This window comes from Gilvimarinus algae (assembly GCF_030518215.1).
Classification (GTDB): domain Bacteria; phylum Pseudomonadota; class Gammaproteobacteria; order Pseudomonadales; family Cellvibrionaceae; genus Gilvimarinus; species Gilvimarinus algae.
In genome coordinates, this window is sequence record NZ_JAULRT010000062.1 from 439,608 (window position 1) to 456,603 (window position 16,996).

Below are 16,996 nucleotides of genomic sequence, written 5' to 3' on the forward strand. Positions count from 1 at the left end.
CAGCGGGGCCGCCAGGGTTTAGCTCAGATCTGTATTTTTGATGGGAATGTTGCGAATGCGCTTGCCGGTCGCGGCGAAAATGGCGTTGAGCACGGCCGGTGCCGCCACGGCAATGGTGGGTTCACCGACGCCGCCCCAGAAGCCGCCTGAGGGCATGGTAATCACTTCAACTTCGGGCATATCGCGCAACTGCATTACCTGGTAGGTGTGAAAGTTCTCCTGCTCGATACGCCCGTCCTTGACTGTGCATTCGCTGGAGAGCATGGGCGATAAGCCGTAGACAAAAGAGCCCGCCACCTGAGCCTCAATTTGCTGCGGGTTGATGGCGTAGCCCGGGTCGGTGGCGGCGACGATGCGGTGAATTTTCAACTTGCCGTCGGTTACCGAGACCTCGGCGGCGGCCGCCACGTAGCTGCCAAAACCTTTAACCTGGGCGATGCCCCGGTGGATGCCTTGGGCGGGCTTTTTGTCCCAACCGATGCCCTTGGCTGCCGCCTCCAGCACCGCCAGGTGTTTGGGGTGCTTGGCCATGAGCTTGCGGCGAAACGCCAGTGGGTCTTGCCCGGCGGCGTGGGCCAGCTCGTCGATAAAACACTCCAGGTACAGTGCGTTTTGGTTCAGGTTCACGCCGCGCCAAAAGCCCGGGCGGATGTGCGGGTTGACCATCACCTGATCCACCAGCAAGTTGGGCACACTGTAGCCGATGGCCATATCGCCCTCGGGGTCGAGCCCTTGGTACATTACCGGGTCGCCTTTCTCGCCAATGCCTTTGGGGTTCACATGAGCGAGAATAGACTGCCCCGCAATACGCATATGCAGGGCCTGCAGCTCGCCGTTTGCATCCATGGAGGCGCGCATGCGGCACTGGGTAACTGGGTGAAAATGGCCCTGAAGCATGTCCTCTTCGCGGGTCCAGAGCAGTTTGATAGGCGTATCGGGAAACGCCTTGGCCACCAGCGCCGCCTGGCGCACATAGTCGGTGGCCAGGCGGCGGCCAAAGCTGCCGCCGATGCGCATGGTGTGCACTTCGCACACCTCCTGCGGCAGCTCGGCGGCTTCGGCCAGCGCCGCCAGCGCCGACTCGGGTACCTGGGTGGCGCCCCACATTTCGCAGCCGTTTTTGCGCCAGCGCACCACCGCGCTCATGGTCTCCATGGGGGCGTGGTTCTGGTAGGGGTAGCTGTAGTCTGCCTCAATGACCTTCTCGGCCTTGGCCAGCGCGCTGGGCGCGTCGCCGACTTTGTTACCGACATAATCGGTTGTCGCGCTCAGCCCCTCGCGCAGCTTCTCGGCAATGCTGGCACTGGATACGCTGGCATTGGGGCCCAGGTTCCATTCAATGGGCAGGGCGTCCAGCGCCTTTTTGGCGCGCCAGAAGGTATCGGCGACCACGGCGACGGCGTTGTCGTCCAGTTGCACCACGTGCTTCACGCCGGGCATATCCTGCACGGCCTTGGCATCAAAGCTCTTGAGCGTGCCGCCATGTACCGGGCAGGCCTTGGGTACAGCGATGAGCATGCCGGGCAGGGTGAAGTCCGTGGTGTAGATCATGGAGCCGTCGACTTTCTCTTTGGTGTCCAGTCGCTTGACCGCCTTGCCGGCAATCTTCCACTCGGAGGGGTCTTTTAAAGTGATCTTTTCCGGTGGCGTAATGTCGTTGGCGGCCGTGGCTACCGCGCCGTAGGTGGTGGTTTTACCCGTGGGTTTGTGCGTAATCACGCCTTTATCCACCTGGCACTCACTGGCGGGAACTTGCCACTGGTTAGCCGCAGCCGCCACCAGCATATGGCGTGCGGCGGCGCCGCCCTGGCGCAGGTATTCATGGGAGCCGCGAATGGCGGTGGAGCCGCCGGTGGCCTGGCTTTTCCATACATTATCGCGCGCTTGGTTGGCACCGGGTTTAACCAGCTCAAAGTGGACTTTGTCCCAGTCGCACTCGAGCTCTTCGGCCACCAATTGAGCCAGGCCCGTGAGAGAGCCCTGGCCCATTTCAATGCGGGCGATGCGGATCAGCACGGTGTCATCGGGTTGCACCACCACCCAGGCGTTGACCTCGGGTGCGGCCGCTTCGCCGGCCAGTGCGCTTTTGGCAAAGGGAAACGAAAAGCCGAAAACAAAGGCGCCGGCGGCGATGCTGCTGCCCTTGAGAAAGCTGCGGCGCGATGGGTTGACCGGTTGTTCCAGGGTATCGGTATCAGGCGTTTGCATCGCGGCCTCCTTGATCGCCTGCAGCGGCGAGACGTTTGGCGGCGGTTTTAATGCCCTCAATTACCCGAGGGTAGGTGCCGCAGCGGCAGATGTTGGTGATTTCGCGGCGGATATCCTCGTCACTGGGGTTGGCGTTGCGCGCCAGCAGCGACGAGGCGGCCATGATCATGCCCGATTGGCAGTAGCCACATTGGGGTACGTCCAGCTCGGCCCAGACTTCCTGCACCGGGTGAAACTGTTGCACACCGAGGCCTTCAATGGTGGTGATTTTCTGGTCCTCGCGCACGGCGCTGACTGGCAGGACGCACGAGCGCTGGGCAACGCCGTCAATATGAACGGTGCAGGCCCCGCAGATGGACATGCCGCAGCCGTATTTGGTGCCGGTCATACCCAATTGTTCCCGGATGACCCACAGCAGTGGGGTATCCGCCTCTACCTCTACCTCTTTCGTTTCGCCATTGATATTGAGCTTCATGTGTATGGCTCTCCACGGTTGCTGGCTGTCTACGATTGTCGGATGTTTTGCTTTATTGGTTATACGGGCCGGGACTGGCTGATAGGTGCCAGGAGCGGCCTGAGAATCGGCCGGGTTTCGCCCCAAGGCTATAGTGTCTCAGTATAGCCTTGAGGATAAGTAGTGCGAGGCCGTTAATTTTTGCTAAGGCGCTGATTCGGCCGTTGCCGGCGTGGCTCTGAGGGGAATGGCGGGAGCCCACTGGTACCACTCTTTTCGAGGCGAGTCGTGCAAATCAAACACGGTGCCATCGCTGACGTCCTCGCCCGGTAAGTCAGGCGTGGCCAAGGCGATACCCCCGGCAATCAACGACTGCACCGAACCGGTTCTGAGCTGGGCGCCGGAGAACCAGCCAAAGTCAAAGTCGATGCCGGTGGCATTCCAGAAAACTGTGTTGGTTTTCACCAGCGGTGCGTAGTAAGGGTCGATGTGCAAGTAAATATTCACGTGCTTGGCATTGTCGGCCAGCTCAAAGCCCGTCACCTCGCCGATGGGAATTTCGCGGTAAAACACCGAGCGCCCCTCTTTGAGTGAGGCGAGTGAGGGCGCGCGCAGCGTCAAGCTCAGACCGTTGGCGCTGAGGTAGTCCTCCGGCGGTGTGTCGCGGCCGGTAAACTCGTAATGCATCTGCTCGCCACTGCCGGGTTCGAGGGCGATGTACTGGCCGAAAATCAGCGTGCCCAGGTTACTCGCACCTTTGAGGCTGATGTCGGGTTTGACCCGCCAGAATTGGGTGCCCTCTACCACCAGCCCACGTGCCGCCGGTTGCAGGGTGATGTGCGCGGTAACGCCGGGGGTGGGGTGGTTGAGGGTAATTTGCTCTACCGTGCCGATGGTGACGCCCAGGTAGCGCAAATCGGCGCCGGTGCGCAGGCCATCGCCGTCGGCAAAATGCACGGTAATGACGGGGCCTTTGTCCGTTGCCTCTTCGAGCGATGGGTGGAGTATATAGCGCGCCTCGTTGTCGGCCGCCGGCGCTCGCTTGGCCTCGTCCGTCAGGTGCAGGCCAATGCCGCCGCGCAGAATACTGGAGAGGGATTCGGTGTTGATGTTCACGCCGTTTAAATCGGCGCTGATGTCGATGCCGCTGTTTTGATAAAAGCGCGCCTCGCGGGTAATGAGGGGCGTGAACTTGGGTAGGATGTGCACGTCCATCACGACCTGTGAGTGGTCGTCGGTCAGGCGGTAATCCACCACCTTGCCGATGCTGACGTTGCGGTAATACACCTCGCTGGACCGGGTGATCCCTTCAAGTCCCTCGGCGGTCAGCTCAATGTACAGGCCCGGCTCGTCTTTGCTCGGTGCCGGTGGCTCCACCAGAGCGACAAACTCCTGCTGGGGCTCGCGCTCGCCTTCGCGGGAAAAGTCCATTTCAATGTGTGTGCCGGTGAGCAGGGTCGACAGCCCAGAGATACGCGACAGGGAAATCGTTGGCGTGGCCATCCAGAAAACCGTCGAGTCGTTGAGCTGCACATCGGCCAGAGGGTTGATGCTGGCGGTGGCGGTGATGCCGGTGTAGTCGGGCTTCATGTCCAGTTTGATGAGCTTACCGGCGGTCAAACCCTTGTAGCGTATCTCGGTGTGGTTGGCTTTGAGCCCCTCGGCGGTGGCAAATTCAATCGTGATTTCAATGCCGGTGTCCGCCTCGGCGTAAGAGGGATAGAGGGTAAAAGGGTGGTTGCTGCGCGCCGGATCACCGGGTGCTGTGCCCGGTGGTGTATCGAAGGAAACACCGCCGAGGATAATCGAGGCCAGCGAATCGGTGTTCACTTCAATGCTGTTGAGATCGCCGGTGATGGAGACGCCGCTGCTGTTCCAAAAGCGTGAATTCTCGCTCACCAGATCCGCGTATTCGGCTTCAATATGGCCCTGAAAAATGACTTCGCTGTTGTCGTCGCTCAAGGTGTAGTCGACAATTTCGCCCACCCGCAGCTTGCGGTAATGAATGGGCGAGCCCGCGTGCAGCGAGCCGACATCGGGTGCGGTGAGGCGTATTTTCAAATCGCCCTCGGCGGGCTCCGGCGGCGGTGGCTCGTCCAGCGCTTTAAATACATATTGGGTGCGTTGGCTCTGACCGGGGCGCATGGCAATGTAATTACCGGAAACCAGCGTGTCCAGCCCCTGCACGCCGCCCAAAGAGAGCTCGGGTTTGACCAGCCAGAACTGGGTGTCGTCGCGCAGTGCCGCCTCGGCCTGTTTGCTCAGGGTGATTTGCGCCGCCACGCTCTGCAAGTCGGGCTGTACGTTTAACTCACTGACGGTGCCGACTTTAATGCCTTTGTAACGCACTTCGGTCTTGCCGGCCTCTACGCCCTCACCGGTAGGAAACACCACCACAATGCTCACACCGGCCTCGGTAAAGTGCTTGTAGGCCAGCCAGCCGCCGAGCAGTACAGCGAACAGCGGCAGCAGCCACACAGCCGAAATGCCCCGGCGGCGGTTAACGCTGGCGGTGGGCAGGGCGTCGCTCACAGTGGGGTTGTTCTCACTCATGGTGTGGGTTCCTGAAGGTCCCAGATCAGCCTGGGGTCAAAACTTTCGGCGGCCAGTAGCGTCAGCACCACCACACCGGCAAAGGCGGAGGCGCCGATGTTGGCCTCGATACTGGCAAACTGGCCAAAGCTGACAAGGGTAACCAGTATGGAAATAACAAACAAATCCAGCATGGACCAGCGACCGATGAGGTCGATAAACCGGTACATGTTGGTGGCCTGGGCGGCGTTGATGGGCCGCCCGCGCTGCACGGTAAACAGCAAAAACATAATACCGACCAGCTTGAACACGGGCACGGCAATACTGGCGATAAACACCACTATGGCAATGGGCAGCATATCGTTGCGGGCCAGATCAATCACGCCGGCGAGGATCGTGCTGGGAATGGTGTTATCAATCTTGCGCACGGTCATAATTGGAAACACATTGGCCGGCACAAACACGATCAGCGCGGTCAGGGTAAACGCCCAGGCGCGCGACACCGAATAGGGGATGCGCGGGTGCAGGGGCGTGTGGCAGCGCGGACACAGGTAAGAGCCGTCTCCTGGGTGGCGCGCCAGCTTGCCGCACACATGGCAGCGGCACAGGCCGCGATCAATGGCCCGCACGGCGCGCCTCCCACAAATCCCAAAAGCGCTCGGTGTTAAAGCTCACCATGGCCACCGACAGCAATACCAGCATAAGCACAAAGCAGAAAAAGCCCGTGGTCAATTCAAAACTTCCCATATCTTTGAGTTTCACTACCGAGACAATTACCGCCAGCAAATACACATCCAGCATCACCCAGCTGGCCACTTGATGGTAGAGCTTGAGACCGCTGGCAATCCAGCTTGAGGGCAGATGCAGCTTCCACGCCAGACAAGTGCCGATGATCAAACTCAGCAGTACCAGTGGGGCCACCAGGGTGCACACCAATACCAGCGCGCCGACCCACCAAAAGCCGACATCAATCAAGTGCCAGGCGCCGCCGGCCAGGGTATAGGCATTGGGCCGGCCCAGCAGGCTAAACGCCATTTGCGGGTAGAGGTTGGCCGGTATGGCCAGGATCAGGGCAGCCAGTGCCAGTGCCAGAGGCCGAGTTGGATCGAACGGTTGGAAAGGGGCCTGGGCGGCGCCACAGCGCGGGCAGCGCGGGCGTGGTTGATCGTCCGGTATATCCAGCAGCTGATCGCATTCTAGGCAGGCCGATAAGTGCGTAGCAGGCGGGCAGACGCCATGACTTGCCGGTGTAAGTTCCGTTGCTTGCATAGTGAACCGGTCATCCCTCCAGGGCACCTGTGGTGGTAGGGCTGTGTGCTGTAGCTGAACAATGGTAAAAACGCGCGCACAAGCCTGCCAACGCTAAGGCTTTTACGCCCAAAACTCAAGCGCCGGCAACGAGCGACGCTTCGCTACTAATCCGGCAATAACGCAGATTGTCCTGGTCCATTTCACCGTCGCCATCCTCTGGGCGACTAGGCGGTAGTCTTCTTAATCGTGCATCGAACTATTATTCAGTCAGTGTTCAGCCGCGAGGGTCTACTCTGTCACTGTTGGGTTTTGCTGGAGATGGCTTATGAAATACGCATACGCACCGGTATTGTTGGGCATAGCGCTGCTGCTGGGTGGCTGTGGCGATGAAACGCACGTTCACACCAGCCCGCCGCCACCGCCGCCCCAGGGCATCAACGATTTTGCCATGATCGATAGCTTTGGCGTGGACAGTGGCTATTCGCCCAATGAAACCCTGGCGATAGACCCCTACGTTGACGCCGGGTTGTTTGAAATTTTTTGGCAGGCGCAGCGCGCCAAGCCCTATTCGTTCTACCTAAGCGTGAGCGACACGCCCTACATCGAAGACAGCATCACGTTATACGACGCTGCCTGCGGCCCCGGTGAGAGCTGCAACCTTGAAGGCTATGCCCTGTGCCAGTACAACACGGATTTTACCGCTTACTGCGAAGATGCCCCCGTGGTGGATCTCTACGAGCTGATCTACCAGGTTCCGCAAACGCTGTATTTTTTTGGCGAGGTGTGCGGTGTGAGCAAGTGTGAATATCGCCGGCTGGAAGTGGAAATGTACTAGGAATCCGTCGCTTGTCGTTGCAATAACGTATCAAATCAGCAAATACCCCCTATTTAGAGGTTAGTGGCACGCCTCCGAATGGGCTATGCTCCCCGCTCGACTCATGGATCAGGGAGCTAAGTTATGAGAACAATGATTGTGTTGCTAGCCGCTTTGTACGCAATGAACGTTATTGCTGAAGAGCCGGCGAATTTTCATGCAAATTTTCAGCAATCGTGCCGGAATCATCAGCAGGGCTTGGGGGCAACCGCCGCTGCAGCTGAGCAGCGATGCGGCTGTATGGCGCAGGTGCTGACGCAAGAAGCCAGTGCTGAGGAACAAGACGTATACCTGTCGGGTAATTTCACAGTGCTCAGCGCTGTGAAAGAAAGAAGCGCAGCGGCTTTGGAAAAGTGCGAGGCAGAGACCCCGGCCAAGGTGCTAAAAAGCGGATCGAATACCTTCAGCTTTGCGGTGTGCAAACACTGGTTAGGTACCACCTATCATGCATGCAAACGGACCATTACCGGAGGGCACGCCTGGTGTTTTGTCGGTAACGACAATTTAAACCCAGGCGATGTGTTGTGCAAAGATGCGCCGGAGGATAAAACCTGCACCAAAGATACCGTGCAGTTCGGTATTATCCCGACGCTTCTCCCCAAAGACATTTGCACCTTTCAGTAAACCCCCGCTGACCACTGCTGCCAGCGGCAATGGTCAGAACTCGATTTTAACACCGGCATAAAAGGAGCGGGGTTCGCCTGCCTGCAATATGCCATCGTTAATACTGGCGGCGTTTCTCACACTGAACAAGGACACATACTCCTCATCGGTGAGGTTTCTGGCATCGGCGTATACCTCCCACGACTGGCCACGAAAGCCGGCGCGCAGCCCGAGCAGGGTATAGCCATCGACACTGTAGGTGTTGCTGAAGTCGGCGTAGCGATCGTCAATCAGGTCAACTGTAGGACCGGCAAAAAAACCGCTGGCGTGACGGTAGATCAGCTCTGCTTTGATGGCGTAGCCGGGGGCTACCGGTAGGTCGTTGTTACCGTAAATCGGGTCGTCGTCAAAGCTAAACTCGTTGAGAGTGATATTGACCAGAGGCTCCAGCCGGTGCTCACCGCTGTCGCCCAGTGCAAAGCTTGCTCCCAACAGTGCTTCGACACCCGCGTGAATGGTGCTATCGACATTGGCCGACAAGCTGGTGCCGGGCGCATTGGGATCATCGACAGACAAAATCTCGTCATCCAGCTGGCCGTAGTAAACCGCAAGCTCCCAGTAAAGGCGATTATCCGCCCCCAGACTTGCGTCGCCCCGGCTCCCAAGCTCCAGCACTTCGCCTTGCATGGCCTTGAGCGCTTTGTCATCCGGGTTGGTATCGTCCTCCAGCTCATAGTTGGTAGGCGGCTCATAGAGGCTGCTGAGGTTGGCAAACAGCTCGGTGTTCTCGGTGAGTTGGTAGATAGCGCCCACCCGCGGGTTAATGCTGTCGTAATCGGCAGTGGGGTTGTAAAGCGCCCCGTTCATCACCGTGGTATTTCTGACTTCGCGGTTTGCCAGTACCCCCTGCACACCGTACACCAGTTTCCAGCTGGGGCTCAGTTGCCAGCGATCAACGACAAACAGCTCCAGGCTGTCGGCCTCGTTGTCGACACGCGTCATCAAGTCTTGTCTGTGGCCGGCCTCGTGGCTGTAGTTGCCGCCCTTGACCGTGGTTTGCCCGTAATCCAGGCCCAAAAGCAGATCATGGTCACCGGTGCGCAGGTTGTAGCGCACAGACGAGCCAAAGTTATTTTGGTCGGTATCAATCAGCAAGCTAAAGAATGGGCTGTAGACAATCGGGTGATAGAGGGCCTGCTCCTCATAGGAAAACCCCACCGTGAGGCTGGCATTTTCACTGAGATCCCAGATCGTCTTGTTGGCCGCCCGCCAGCTCTCTACATCGTATTGGTAGTGCCCCACTTGGGCGGCTGGTTGCGCTTGATAGGGGTCTTCATCAAACTGCGCGCGCGTGAGGGCGCCGGGCAACTCTTGATTGTTATCCACATAGGTGAGGTAGAACCGCGTCTGCAGCGCATCGCTGAGTTTCCAGCCGGCGTTGGCGTACAAGCTTTCGCGGTTCTGTTGCTGGTGCTCGCGAAAGCCATCCCACTGCTTAGCCTCAAGGGTGATCAGGCCATCGACGTCACCGGTCACGGCGCCAGCTGTCACCCGACCTTGCAGCTGGCCATGGCTGCCGCCGTTCAGGTAGACCTGCGATTTGGTGTCCCGTGCCGTGGGGCTGATCACATTGATCGCGCCGCCAAGGGTGCTGGCACCATAGGTCAGTGCATTGGCACCGCGAGCGATCACGGCGTAGCGTGTGCTCAATGGATCGATATTGCGGTTGTGGTTGTTGCCATCGGCCGCGGTAATGGGCAGGCCATCTTGCAGTAACTTGATGCCGTTGCCATCGTAGTTGGTGGCATCGAGGTTAGAGCCTCGGCTGGAGAAAAAGGTCGAGTCACCGGTCGAGCCGCTGGCGACCCAAAGGCCGGGCACATAGCGAAGCATATCGGCCATAGTGGTAACGTTGCGCTCGTACAGGTCGTCACTGTCAATCAGAGTTACCCCGCCGGGGTTCTGATCCCGCTCTTTTTCAAGCTCAAGCTTGTACTGTCTGCCTTCCACTAAAATGGTTTCAACAGTATTGGAGTCATTGTCAGCGGCCAGGGCGCTGAGAGGCAAAGAAAGACAGCTTACGGCAACAAATTGCTTGGGCCCGTGAAATCGCATGGGTAGAGTCCTGAGTTATGTTGATCTTTGTTGTGCGAGGCGGGCCGAACTTACTACATTCGATGGGGTTTCAGAATGCGACAGATTGTCACAGCCTTATAGGCTCAGTGACTATCTAAAGATAAGACACGCGCAGGCCCCGGGCGTGCCGGCATTGTGTGGAACCGCCCGCTTCGATGAGGTTGTGAGAGGAGTGCTAGCCCAAATCTTGGGTTTGCAGGCGCCTTTCTCGCGACTTGGCGCGATGAAATAAAAACCAGCTTCCCCAGAAAAACCCACACAGTCCAATGGCCGTGTAAATGGCGGGCATTGGATTTTGCAGGCTGCTGACCGAGCCGGAGTAGTTGGCAAGTGCTGAGTACGGCAAAATGCTGATAATCCACAACCCCAAAAACCGTAAAAATTTCATGCCCGTCAGTCCTGCCAAACACGCCGAAACTTCCGGTAGCATGGGTAACGCGCGCGACAGCAAGATCACCACCGGGCCGTGCCGCTGAAAGGTGTTTATCGCCTCAGACCGCTGCTGTGGTTCCTGCACCAAACGAAAAAGCAAAATGTTTCCGTACCGTTTGCTCGCCCAGTACCCGGCGCTGCCAGCCAACAGCAGCCCGGTAAACGAGGCTAAGGTGCCTGTGAGTGCTCCCAGAAAATACCCGGAAAGCATCATGACGGATAAGGTGGGTACGGCAATTACAATATCCGAAAACAGCAAAGCCACCACTAATGCGGCGAGCAGCCAGGGGTTAACGCTGCGAGCCGCTTCCAGCCAGCCTTGAATTTTCTCAAGGGTTAACACACCTGTCAGGGTCAATAACAAAAAGGTGCTGGCAAAAGCCAATGCAAGCACCATCATGACTTTCAGAAGTGGTTTCATCGTTGTGATTTCTTGTGGATTTTGTCTAGCCTGATTTAAGAATTCTACGGGCCAGGAAGGGCGCGATCGCGAATAATACGCGCAGGGCCTTAACCTTGCCAATGTTAACGGTAGCGCGGCCTTTGCCGATAGCATCCAATATGTCGCAGGCTGCGCGCTCGGCGCTGATTTTGCCACCGCCTCGGCCCTGGGTCATTGGAGTGTCCACCAGCGGTAAAAACACCTGCACAACACTCGCCCGAGTGCCCTCCAGCTGGTAACGCAAGCTTTGTGAAAAGCTGTTCATAGCCGCCTTGCTGGCGCAGTAAACCGCCGAGCCAGTTTTGGGTGCCAGAGCCAGGCCCGAGTTCATGTTAACGATCAGCCCGCCATGCCGGGCCTTTAATAGTGACGGTAGAAACAGGGCGGTTAGAGCACACACTGCGGTAAAGTTCAGGTTGACTTCTTGGCTGATGGATTCAAGGCTGAATGCTTTATCCAGTAGGGTGGCAGGGTACTGGACCGCCGCGTTGTTAATGAGAACATCAATACTCGGGTGCTCTTTCATGATCAGATCGACCACTGGTTCGTACTGGCTGGTATCGGCGAGGTCCGCCCCATAGGTGTGGACAGTGGCATAATCGGTGGCCAAGGCGTCGAGCCTCGGGCCTGGCCTGGCAATGACCACCAGTTGATTGTGAGGGGCCAGCAGCTTCACCAGCTGGTAGCCAATGCCGGATGTACCACCGCTGATAACAATCGTTTTGTTGTGCAGTATTGGTGCATTGGCGGTCATTTTGGGCTCGCTGCGTGGCATACTCAAATGTGCAGCCAGCCTAACCCATTCATACTCAACGGGCATTAACCCAGGTTAACAATGAATACTGACAATCACTTAGCGAAATTGCTGACAATGTATGGCCAGCAGCAGAGCTTTCAGCGTCATGAGTCTATATTTTGCCAAGGCGATGACGATGGCCATATTTATTTTGTTCAAACCGGGCTGCTCAAGGCCTACTACGTGTCCAGCGAGGGTAAAGAGAGTATCAAGTCGTTTGTTGCCGAGGGCAATATGATTGGCAGTTTGAACTCAGTGGTGAATCAGGCCGGTTGCTCGTTTAGTTTGGTGGCGTTGGAAGCCAGCCAACTGCTGCGCCTGCCATTCTCTCTTTTGGTCGACAAAGCGGCCCAATCCCACCCACTGGCGAATGACGTTATTCAGCAACTTCTGGCGCTCGCCATGAAAAAGGAGCAGCGAGAATTTGAGTTTCTGAGCCTCAGTGCGGAGCAGCGCTACCAACGTTTTTTGGCTCAGGCGCCACAATTAATTGACCGCATTACCCAAAGTGACATGGCGCGCTATTTGGGGGTTACGCCAGTGGCGTTAAGCCGCATCAAAAAACGTTGCGGATGAGCGTAAAATCTACAGTGTGTATCGATTTTTAACAGCATATTTCAAAGTAAGATCGTCTGTCCGGGATGCCACTACGTTTGGGAATATAAGCTCTTGTCCCTAGACGAGTCACCCGCTCTCCGGTGCATTCGCATGAAATCCAACTATTTTCTCAAGGTATTGGTACAAGAGAGCACAATGACGACTTTATGGCGATGCGAGTTGATGGGGAGACGCGCGTAACGCGTGGGGTAGTGCTCGCGGAGCATTCAGCAGCGCCTCGTCAGGAGACGCTGCTGGCGATTTTACTCTGACACCTGGCAGCGCCCGAACCACTTGCGACAAACCGACGCGTTATTGGCCATACAGATTCTGCCGTTGCTGGCAAAGACAAAACTCTCGGCCGGGCCGGTGATGTCGGTGTAACCGTCGTTGAACAGGCGGCAAGATACCGCGGCGCCGCTGCTCGCATGCGCCATACCAAACTGACTGCGGCAGTTGCCCCGACTGCTGCCATCGGGCACGCAGGCCTGGTTGGGCTGGGGGGCGTAGACGGCATCAGAGGCGGCTGTCGCATTGGCGCCTCCGGCGTTAAAGACCTTGAGATTTACAGCCTCGCCAGCACTGGTGGTGCAGCGGCCAAACCACTTGCGGCAATTGCCTTTGCCGGTGCCATCGGGCACGCAGGCAGCGCTGCCGCTGTTGAGGTAAATGGCATCACTGGCGGCGGTGATATTGCTGTAGCCATCATTGAACACTTTGCATTGCACCGTCTGCGCCGCGCCGACAGTAGCACTCGCCTGATAGAGGCTGCTGGTCCAGTTTTGGGAAAACTGCAGGTCGGTATTATCCGGGTGCTCGCTTTTCAGCGGCAGATCCATGTTGAGGTGGCTGGTGAGATAAATGGCGCGCTCCGTGGCGGGCAAAAATCCGCTGCCCGTTACGTGGCCGTCGCTAAAGCGTGCCGCCAAAAACGCCGGTGGTATGGTCTGGTACTCCATGGTAACGCGGATGGACTCGGGCGTGCCGCCAATAGCAGAGCGGGGAATCTGGTAGCGAATGGTATCGCTGCCGGCAAGCGCCGGATCACTGTAGTGCGCATCGCTGGCAATGGCACTGCCGACGGTCAGCGGGTCGCGTTGCGGTTCGGTGGCATAGGCGGCCGAACACTGTTTGAGGCCAAAAATACTTCTGCCGGCATCGGGGTTGGTGTCGCAGCCGAGCGTGCTGGGCAGGGTAAAGCCTTTGGGCAGAAGCCGGTTGTCTTTGGCATCGAAGAAGAGCGACAGTGTGCGCGACGTGAGCGTACCTGTATCGTCCACTGCCTGCACTTCGTAAATTTGCACCTGTGAGTTGCTGGTGATGAGCTGATGATGAGGCTGCAGCTTTTTCGGGTCGCCGCCGGTGACTTCGCTTGCCAACAAGTTGTAGGTGCCATCGCTGCCTTTGACGCAGGGGCCCTGGCAAATCGCACCGTAAGGGTTGGTTTGCCCGGATACCCAGACCACACTGCCTGCGTTATCGAGTACTTCAAACTTGAGAAACGCGCGGCGAAATCCCGCGCCCGAGGGGAATTTATGCCCGGTGTTGTTGGTGACGCTGAGATCCGCCGTGAGGTGTTGCTCATCCACGATAAGGCCGTCAATGGTAATTTCGGCGGCGGCCTGAGGGTCGGGGGTGGTGCTGTCTTTCTGCAAACCGTTACCGTTGGCCTGACTGGTGGCCTGTTGAATAATCGCCATTTGCCCGTTGAGCAAATAGTTTTGAATAAACGGCGCCTCTTTACCATTGGCGGCGACCCCTTCCGGAGGTACGGTATCGTCCACCGTGGCAACCCCCAGCACATCGGGGAATTGCACAAACATTTCCAACACTGGCAGATTGATACCCATCAGGCGGTGGCGGCGATAGTCCTTGGGTGACAGCCCCGGTGTGGACTGGGCCATGATCGCCGTGTGATCGCTCGGGTTGTCTGGGTCAGTCACCAGCGGCATATGGCACCCCTGGCAGGTATGCTCGTTGTCTTCTTCGCTGGCAAAGCTGCTGTTGATCCACTCCAGATAGGTGGCCTGTTCATAGCCGAGCGCCACACAGGGGTCGGTGACCGGGTTGCCGTATTTGCCGTTGGTGGCCGGGGCAAAACTGTCGCCGGTACAAGCCTCGGGCTTTTTGTAGTAAGGGTATTGGCTCGCATCGGGCAGAGGTGCGCCCGGCTTAAACGCCGTGGGAATCTCGGGCACGATGAGTACATGGCAGGTGCCACAGATCACCGACTGGCGCAGATAACTGAGACCGTCTTTCTGATTGTAAGCGTGGGCGATTTCCAGGTTGTCATCGTTTTTCATCGGCTGCGCATCGAGCGAGGCGAGCGTGTCCGGCGTGAGGACATTATCCATGTCGTAATCAAAGGTGGCGGTAAACTCGTACTCCAGCGGCACCGGGTTTTCGGTTTGCCGCTGGGCGACCTGGTATTTGTCTTTGGGGCCGTAGAACACTTCAAAGTCGGTGCCGCTCCACTGGCCGGCTTTACCTTCCGGGCCAATGCGGTGGCAGGTTTCGCAGGAGATGCCATCTCGCGCGAGAGAGCCGTATTTGGCATAAAGCGCCTGGTGCTCGGCGATGGGTTTGCCTTCAATGGGCTCACACACGCCGCTAAAGGGGTAGGGTTTGCCGCGCCCTTCACTGGGTAGGTAACCGGGAATGGTGGCGTAGAACAAATCGGTGCAGTAGGTTTGATCCATACCGTGGTCAAACTTGAGCTGGCGCTCGCCCATTTCACCGTGGCAGCTAAAGCACACATCCTGGATCACCGCCGGGTCGGCATAGGGGTGGCGGTTGGTTTCGGTTTCAATTTGCGCCTGCCAGATGGGGTCGCGTGTGGCCAGGCGCATGATGCTGGTATTCCAGTCGCCGTATTGCGACCAGTTGGCGAGCCAGACGTCGTGCTTTTCTTTGGAATAGGCCTCAGAGAAATAACTCATTTGTGGCAGGCCGCCGCCCTCTACAAACAGCGCACTGTCGTGGCAGGACTGGCAAAACTCGCCAGTGGAAAAGTCGTTTTCGCAGTAAATGGGGTAGCTGTCCGGCGAGTCGCAATTCTCGGTTTTGCCCTGAGTGAGTCGGGCGACCAATTCCAAAGAGGTGTCGCCGGCGCGCTGTGGCGGAAACCAGACCACATCCTGTTTTCCCAGCAAGGGGATCGCTTGCTCATCGGTTAAATAGGTTTTGTTAAAAAAGTCCACAAACCCTTGTGCCGCTGTCGAACCGTCGGCATGGGGAGTGCTGGGCGTGTCGCCCTGCTGAAACACTGGCTTGGGGATGGTTTCGCCGGTGTTGGTGTAACCGCTAGCCGCCGTCTGTGTCTTGGCGAGTTGGGCGTTGCTGGTGATTTGTGTGTCGGCGTTGGACGCCTCTTCGTCACCACTGCAGGCGGCGAGCGCGAGGCAAAAAATAAGGCAGTGAACAGGTTTCATAAGTATTCCCTTACGTTGCTGTGCGAGACGAATTGGTGTTTTGGGCAGAGCTGGCGCTGTGCGAACGGCGGCGGTGCCAGAAGTCGTGATCGGGCCAGCGCTTTTGCCCCTCGTAATAAAATCGGTGTTGCTTTTGATACAGCCGCCACTGTTGTTCTTGCGCGGTGGTGTAGTGCGTCAGTTGCGCGTGCTCGGCGCCTTGGCGGTTACATGACTCACTCAGTGCGTAATGCAGTCTTTGCCCTGCCTCACAGCCCGATTCCAGTGCCTTGCCAATGCCCTGAGATGACAAAGGGTCGTAAGCTTGCGCGGCATCGCCCACGGCCAGCCAGCCTGGCCCGGCAAAAGCCGACAGCCGCTCGCTGGCGGCATTGGCGCCGGTAATTTTGCCGCTGGCACTGTAGCCCAGTTGGCTCAGTTGCGCGGGCAAGTAGGAGCACTGGGCCAGCAGGGCCGCAAAGCCTTCGGCCGTCGCCGCTTGTTGAGCGCTGAGCAAATCGCGGTCGGTGTGAAACACCAGGCTGCGCTCCCAGGTGTCGCTGCCCGGCGTCTTGGGTGTGACATGGCTGTACCACCAACCCTGAGGGCAGGCCTCCAAACGCGTGAAGGCGTCGTCGTCCGCCGAGGTGGTGGTATAGCGCTGGCAAAAAGCGAACAACTGGTCGTGCGATTGACGCATGACGCCCAGCTTTTTGGCCAGCACCGACCGCCGGCCACTGGCGTCGACGAGATACCTCGCCGTGTGTTGGGTTTGCATTAACCTGCCTTGCAAAGTCAGGCACCAATGCTCGGCATCTTCAGAGTTGGTTGTGTTAGCTGAACGGCGCTCGCACTCCATAAGTCGTGTTCCGCGCAGCAAGTGCGCGCCTTCCTGCTGCGCTTTCACTAACAGTTGCTGATCAAAGCACTGACGGTCAATGCCCAGGCCGTGACCTTGGGGATTAAAGAAAAAATCGGCAAGGTCCGGCTCGGTGGAGCTCCAGCAACTGATGTTGCCGCGGGTTTTGGCCAGCCCCCAGACACTGAGCGTGTCTGTATTGAGCGCTCCAATCAAAGAACCGAGCAGAGACGCTGCCAGCGGGGGTAGTGACTCACCGGGTTTACGTCTGAGCGTGTTTTGTTTGTCGAGTATCAGCACTCGCCAGCCGCGCTGCGCCAGGGTAATCGCACAGGCCGCGCCCGCCGGACCCGCGCCAATAATCGCCACGTCCCAGTGCGCTTTTTTGTGATTGCGTTGCAT

The 16,996-nt window shown here is 57.9% G+C and carries 13 protein-coding genes; 3 read left to right on the forward strand and 10 right to left on the reverse strand.

Annotation, left to right across the window (positions count from 1 at the left end):
• Positions 1–18: 18 nt before the first annotated feature.
• From QWI16_RS16685 to QWI16_RS16705, 5 genes are all read right to left on the reverse strand, one after another.
• Positions 19–2,208 carry a xanthine dehydrogenase family protein molybdopterin-binding subunit gene (locus QWI16_RS16685; RefSeq protein WP_302714875.1) on the reverse strand — a complete coding sequence of 730 codons (2,190 nt, stop codon included), beginning with the start codon at positions 2,206–2,208 and terminating at the stop codon, positions 19–21.
• Positions 2,195–2,683: a (2Fe-2S)-binding protein gene (locus QWI16_RS16690; protein ID WP_302714876.1), complete on the reverse strand. Its 489-nt coding sequence runs from the start codon at positions 2,681–2,683 to the stop codon at positions 2,195–2,197. The genes QWI16_RS16685 and QWI16_RS16690 overlap by 14 nt, the downstream gene beginning before the upstream one ends.
• 183 nt (positions 2,684–2,866) lie before the next feature.
• Complete coding sequence (locus tag QWI16_RS16695) at positions 2,867–5,215, reverse strand: PqiB family protein (RefSeq protein WP_302714877.1); 2,349 nt, start codon at positions 5,213–5,215, stop codon at positions 2,867–2,869.
• Complete coding sequence (locus QWI16_RS16700; protein ID WP_370659938.1) at positions 5,212–5,823, reverse strand: paraquat-inducible protein A; 612 nt, start codon at positions 5,821–5,823, stop codon at positions 5,212–5,214. The genes QWI16_RS16695 and QWI16_RS16700 overlap by 4 nt, the downstream gene beginning before the upstream one ends.
• Complete coding sequence (locus tag QWI16_RS16705; protein WP_302714879.1) at positions 5,810–6,463, reverse strand: paraquat-inducible protein A; 654 nt, start codon at positions 6,461–6,463, stop codon at positions 5,810–5,812. Before QWI16_RS16705 ends, QWI16_RS16700 begins: the two co-directional genes overlap by 14 nt.
• A 307-nt stretch (positions 6,464–6,770) precedes the next feature.
• Between QWI16_RS16705 and QWI16_RS16710 the strand changes: the two genes are divergently transcribed.
• The gene (locus QWI16_RS16710) at positions 6,771–7,280 is read left to right on the forward strand and encodes a hypothetical protein (RefSeq protein WP_302714881.1); all 510 of its coding nucleotides are present in this window, start codon (positions 6,771–6,773) and stop codon (positions 7,278–7,280) included.
• A 123-nt stretch (positions 7,281–7,403) separates the two neighbouring features.
• Positions 7,404–7,943 carry a hypothetical protein gene (locus tag QWI16_RS16715; RefSeq protein WP_302714883.1) on the forward strand — a complete coding sequence of 180 codons (540 nt, stop codon included), beginning with the start codon at positions 7,404–7,406 and terminating at the stop codon, positions 7,941–7,943.
• 33 nt (positions 7,944–7,976) lie between these two features.
• Here QWI16_RS16715 and QWI16_RS16720 read toward each other — a convergent pair whose 3' ends face one another.
• The 3 genes from QWI16_RS16720 to QWI16_RS16730 form a co-directional block, all read right to left on the reverse strand.
• Positions 7,977–10,037, reverse strand: a complete 2,061-nt coding sequence (locus QWI16_RS16720) for a TonB-dependent receptor family protein (RefSeq protein WP_302714885.1) — start codon at positions 10,035–10,037, stop codon at positions 7,977–7,979.
• Between the two features lie 196 nt (positions 10,038–10,233).
• A complete protein-coding gene (locus tag QWI16_RS16725; RefSeq protein ID WP_302714887.1) occupies positions 10,234–10,911 on the reverse strand; it encodes a TVP38/TMEM64 family protein in 678 nt (225 codons plus the stop codon).
• A 25-nt stretch (positions 10,912–10,936) separates the two neighbouring features.
• Complete coding sequence (locus tag QWI16_RS16730) at positions 10,937–11,686, reverse strand: SDR family oxidoreductase (protein ID WP_302714889.1); 750 nt, start codon at positions 11,684–11,686, stop codon at positions 10,937–10,939.
• Between the two features lie 81 nt (positions 11,687–11,767).
• On the opposite strand from QWI16_RS16730, the gene QWI16_RS16735 reads away from it, so the two are divergent.
• Complete coding sequence (locus QWI16_RS16735; protein ID WP_302714892.1) at positions 11,768–12,304, forward strand: Crp/Fnr family transcriptional regulator; 537 nt, start codon at positions 11,768–11,770, stop codon at positions 12,302–12,304.
• Positions 12,305–12,588: 284 nt separating this feature from the next.
• Here QWI16_RS16735 and QWI16_RS16740 read toward each other — a convergent pair whose 3' ends face one another.
• Both QWI16_RS16740 and QWI16_RS16745 read right to left on the reverse strand, forming a co-directional pair.
• Positions 12,589–15,756 carry a hypothetical protein gene (locus tag QWI16_RS16740; protein ID WP_302714893.1) on the reverse strand — a complete coding sequence of 1,056 codons (3,168 nt, stop codon included), beginning with the start codon at positions 15,754–15,756 and terminating at the stop codon, positions 12,589–12,591.
• 10 nt (positions 15,757–15,766) lie between these two features.
• Complete coding sequence (locus tag QWI16_RS16745; protein WP_302714895.1) at positions 15,767–16,996, reverse strand: NAD(P)/FAD-dependent oxidoreductase; 1,230 nt, start codon at positions 16,994–16,996, stop codon at positions 15,767–15,769.

Bases quoted from the DNA above. Each gene is read 5' to 3' on its own strand.
- QWI16_RS16710 (WP_302714881.1), top strand. From the start codon at position 6,771: ATGAAATACGCATACGCACCGGTATTGTTGGGCATAGCGCTGCTGCTG.
- QWI16_RS16690 (WP_302714876.1), bottom strand. From the start codon at position 2,683: ATGAAGCTCAATATCAATGGCGAAACGAAAGAGGTAGAGGTAGAGGCG.
- QWI16_RS16695 (WP_302714877.1), bottom strand. From the start codon at position 5,215: ATGAGTGAGAACAACCCCACTGTGAGCGACGCCCTGCCCACCGCCAGC.
- QWI16_RS16705 (WP_302714879.1), bottom strand. From the start codon at position 6,463: ATGCAAGCAACGGAACTTACACCGGCAAGTCATGGCGTCTGCCCGCCT.
- QWI16_RS16740 (WP_302714893.1), bottom strand. From the start codon at position 15,756: ATGAAACCTGTTCACTGCCTTATTTTTTGCCTCGCGCTCGCCGCCTGC.
- QWI16_RS16745 (WP_302714895.1), bottom strand. From the start codon at position 16,996: ATGCAACGCAATCACAAAAAAGCGCACTGGGACGTGGCGATTATTGGC.
- QWI16_RS16720 (WP_302714885.1), bottom strand. From the start codon at position 10,037: ATGCGATTTCACGGGCCCAAGCAATTTGTTGCCGTAAGCTGTCTTTCT.
- QWI16_RS16685 (WP_302714875.1), bottom strand. From the start codon at position 2,208: ATGCAAACGCCTGATACCGATACCCTGGAACAACCGGTCAACCCATCG.
- QWI16_RS16735 (WP_302714892.1), top strand. From the start codon at position 11,768: ATGAATACTGACAATCACTTAGCGAAATTGCTGACAATGTATGGCCAG.
- QWI16_RS16730 (WP_302714889.1), bottom strand. From the start codon at position 11,686: ATGACCGCCAATGCACCAATACTGCACAACAAAACGATTGTTATCAGC.
- QWI16_RS16725 (WP_302714887.1), bottom strand. From the start codon at position 10,911: ATGAAACCACTTCTGAAAGTCATGATGGTGCTTGCATTGGCTTTTGCC.
- QWI16_RS16715 (WP_302714883.1), top strand. From the start codon at position 7,404: ATGAGAACAATGATTGTGTTGCTAGCCGCTTTGTACGCAATGAACGTT.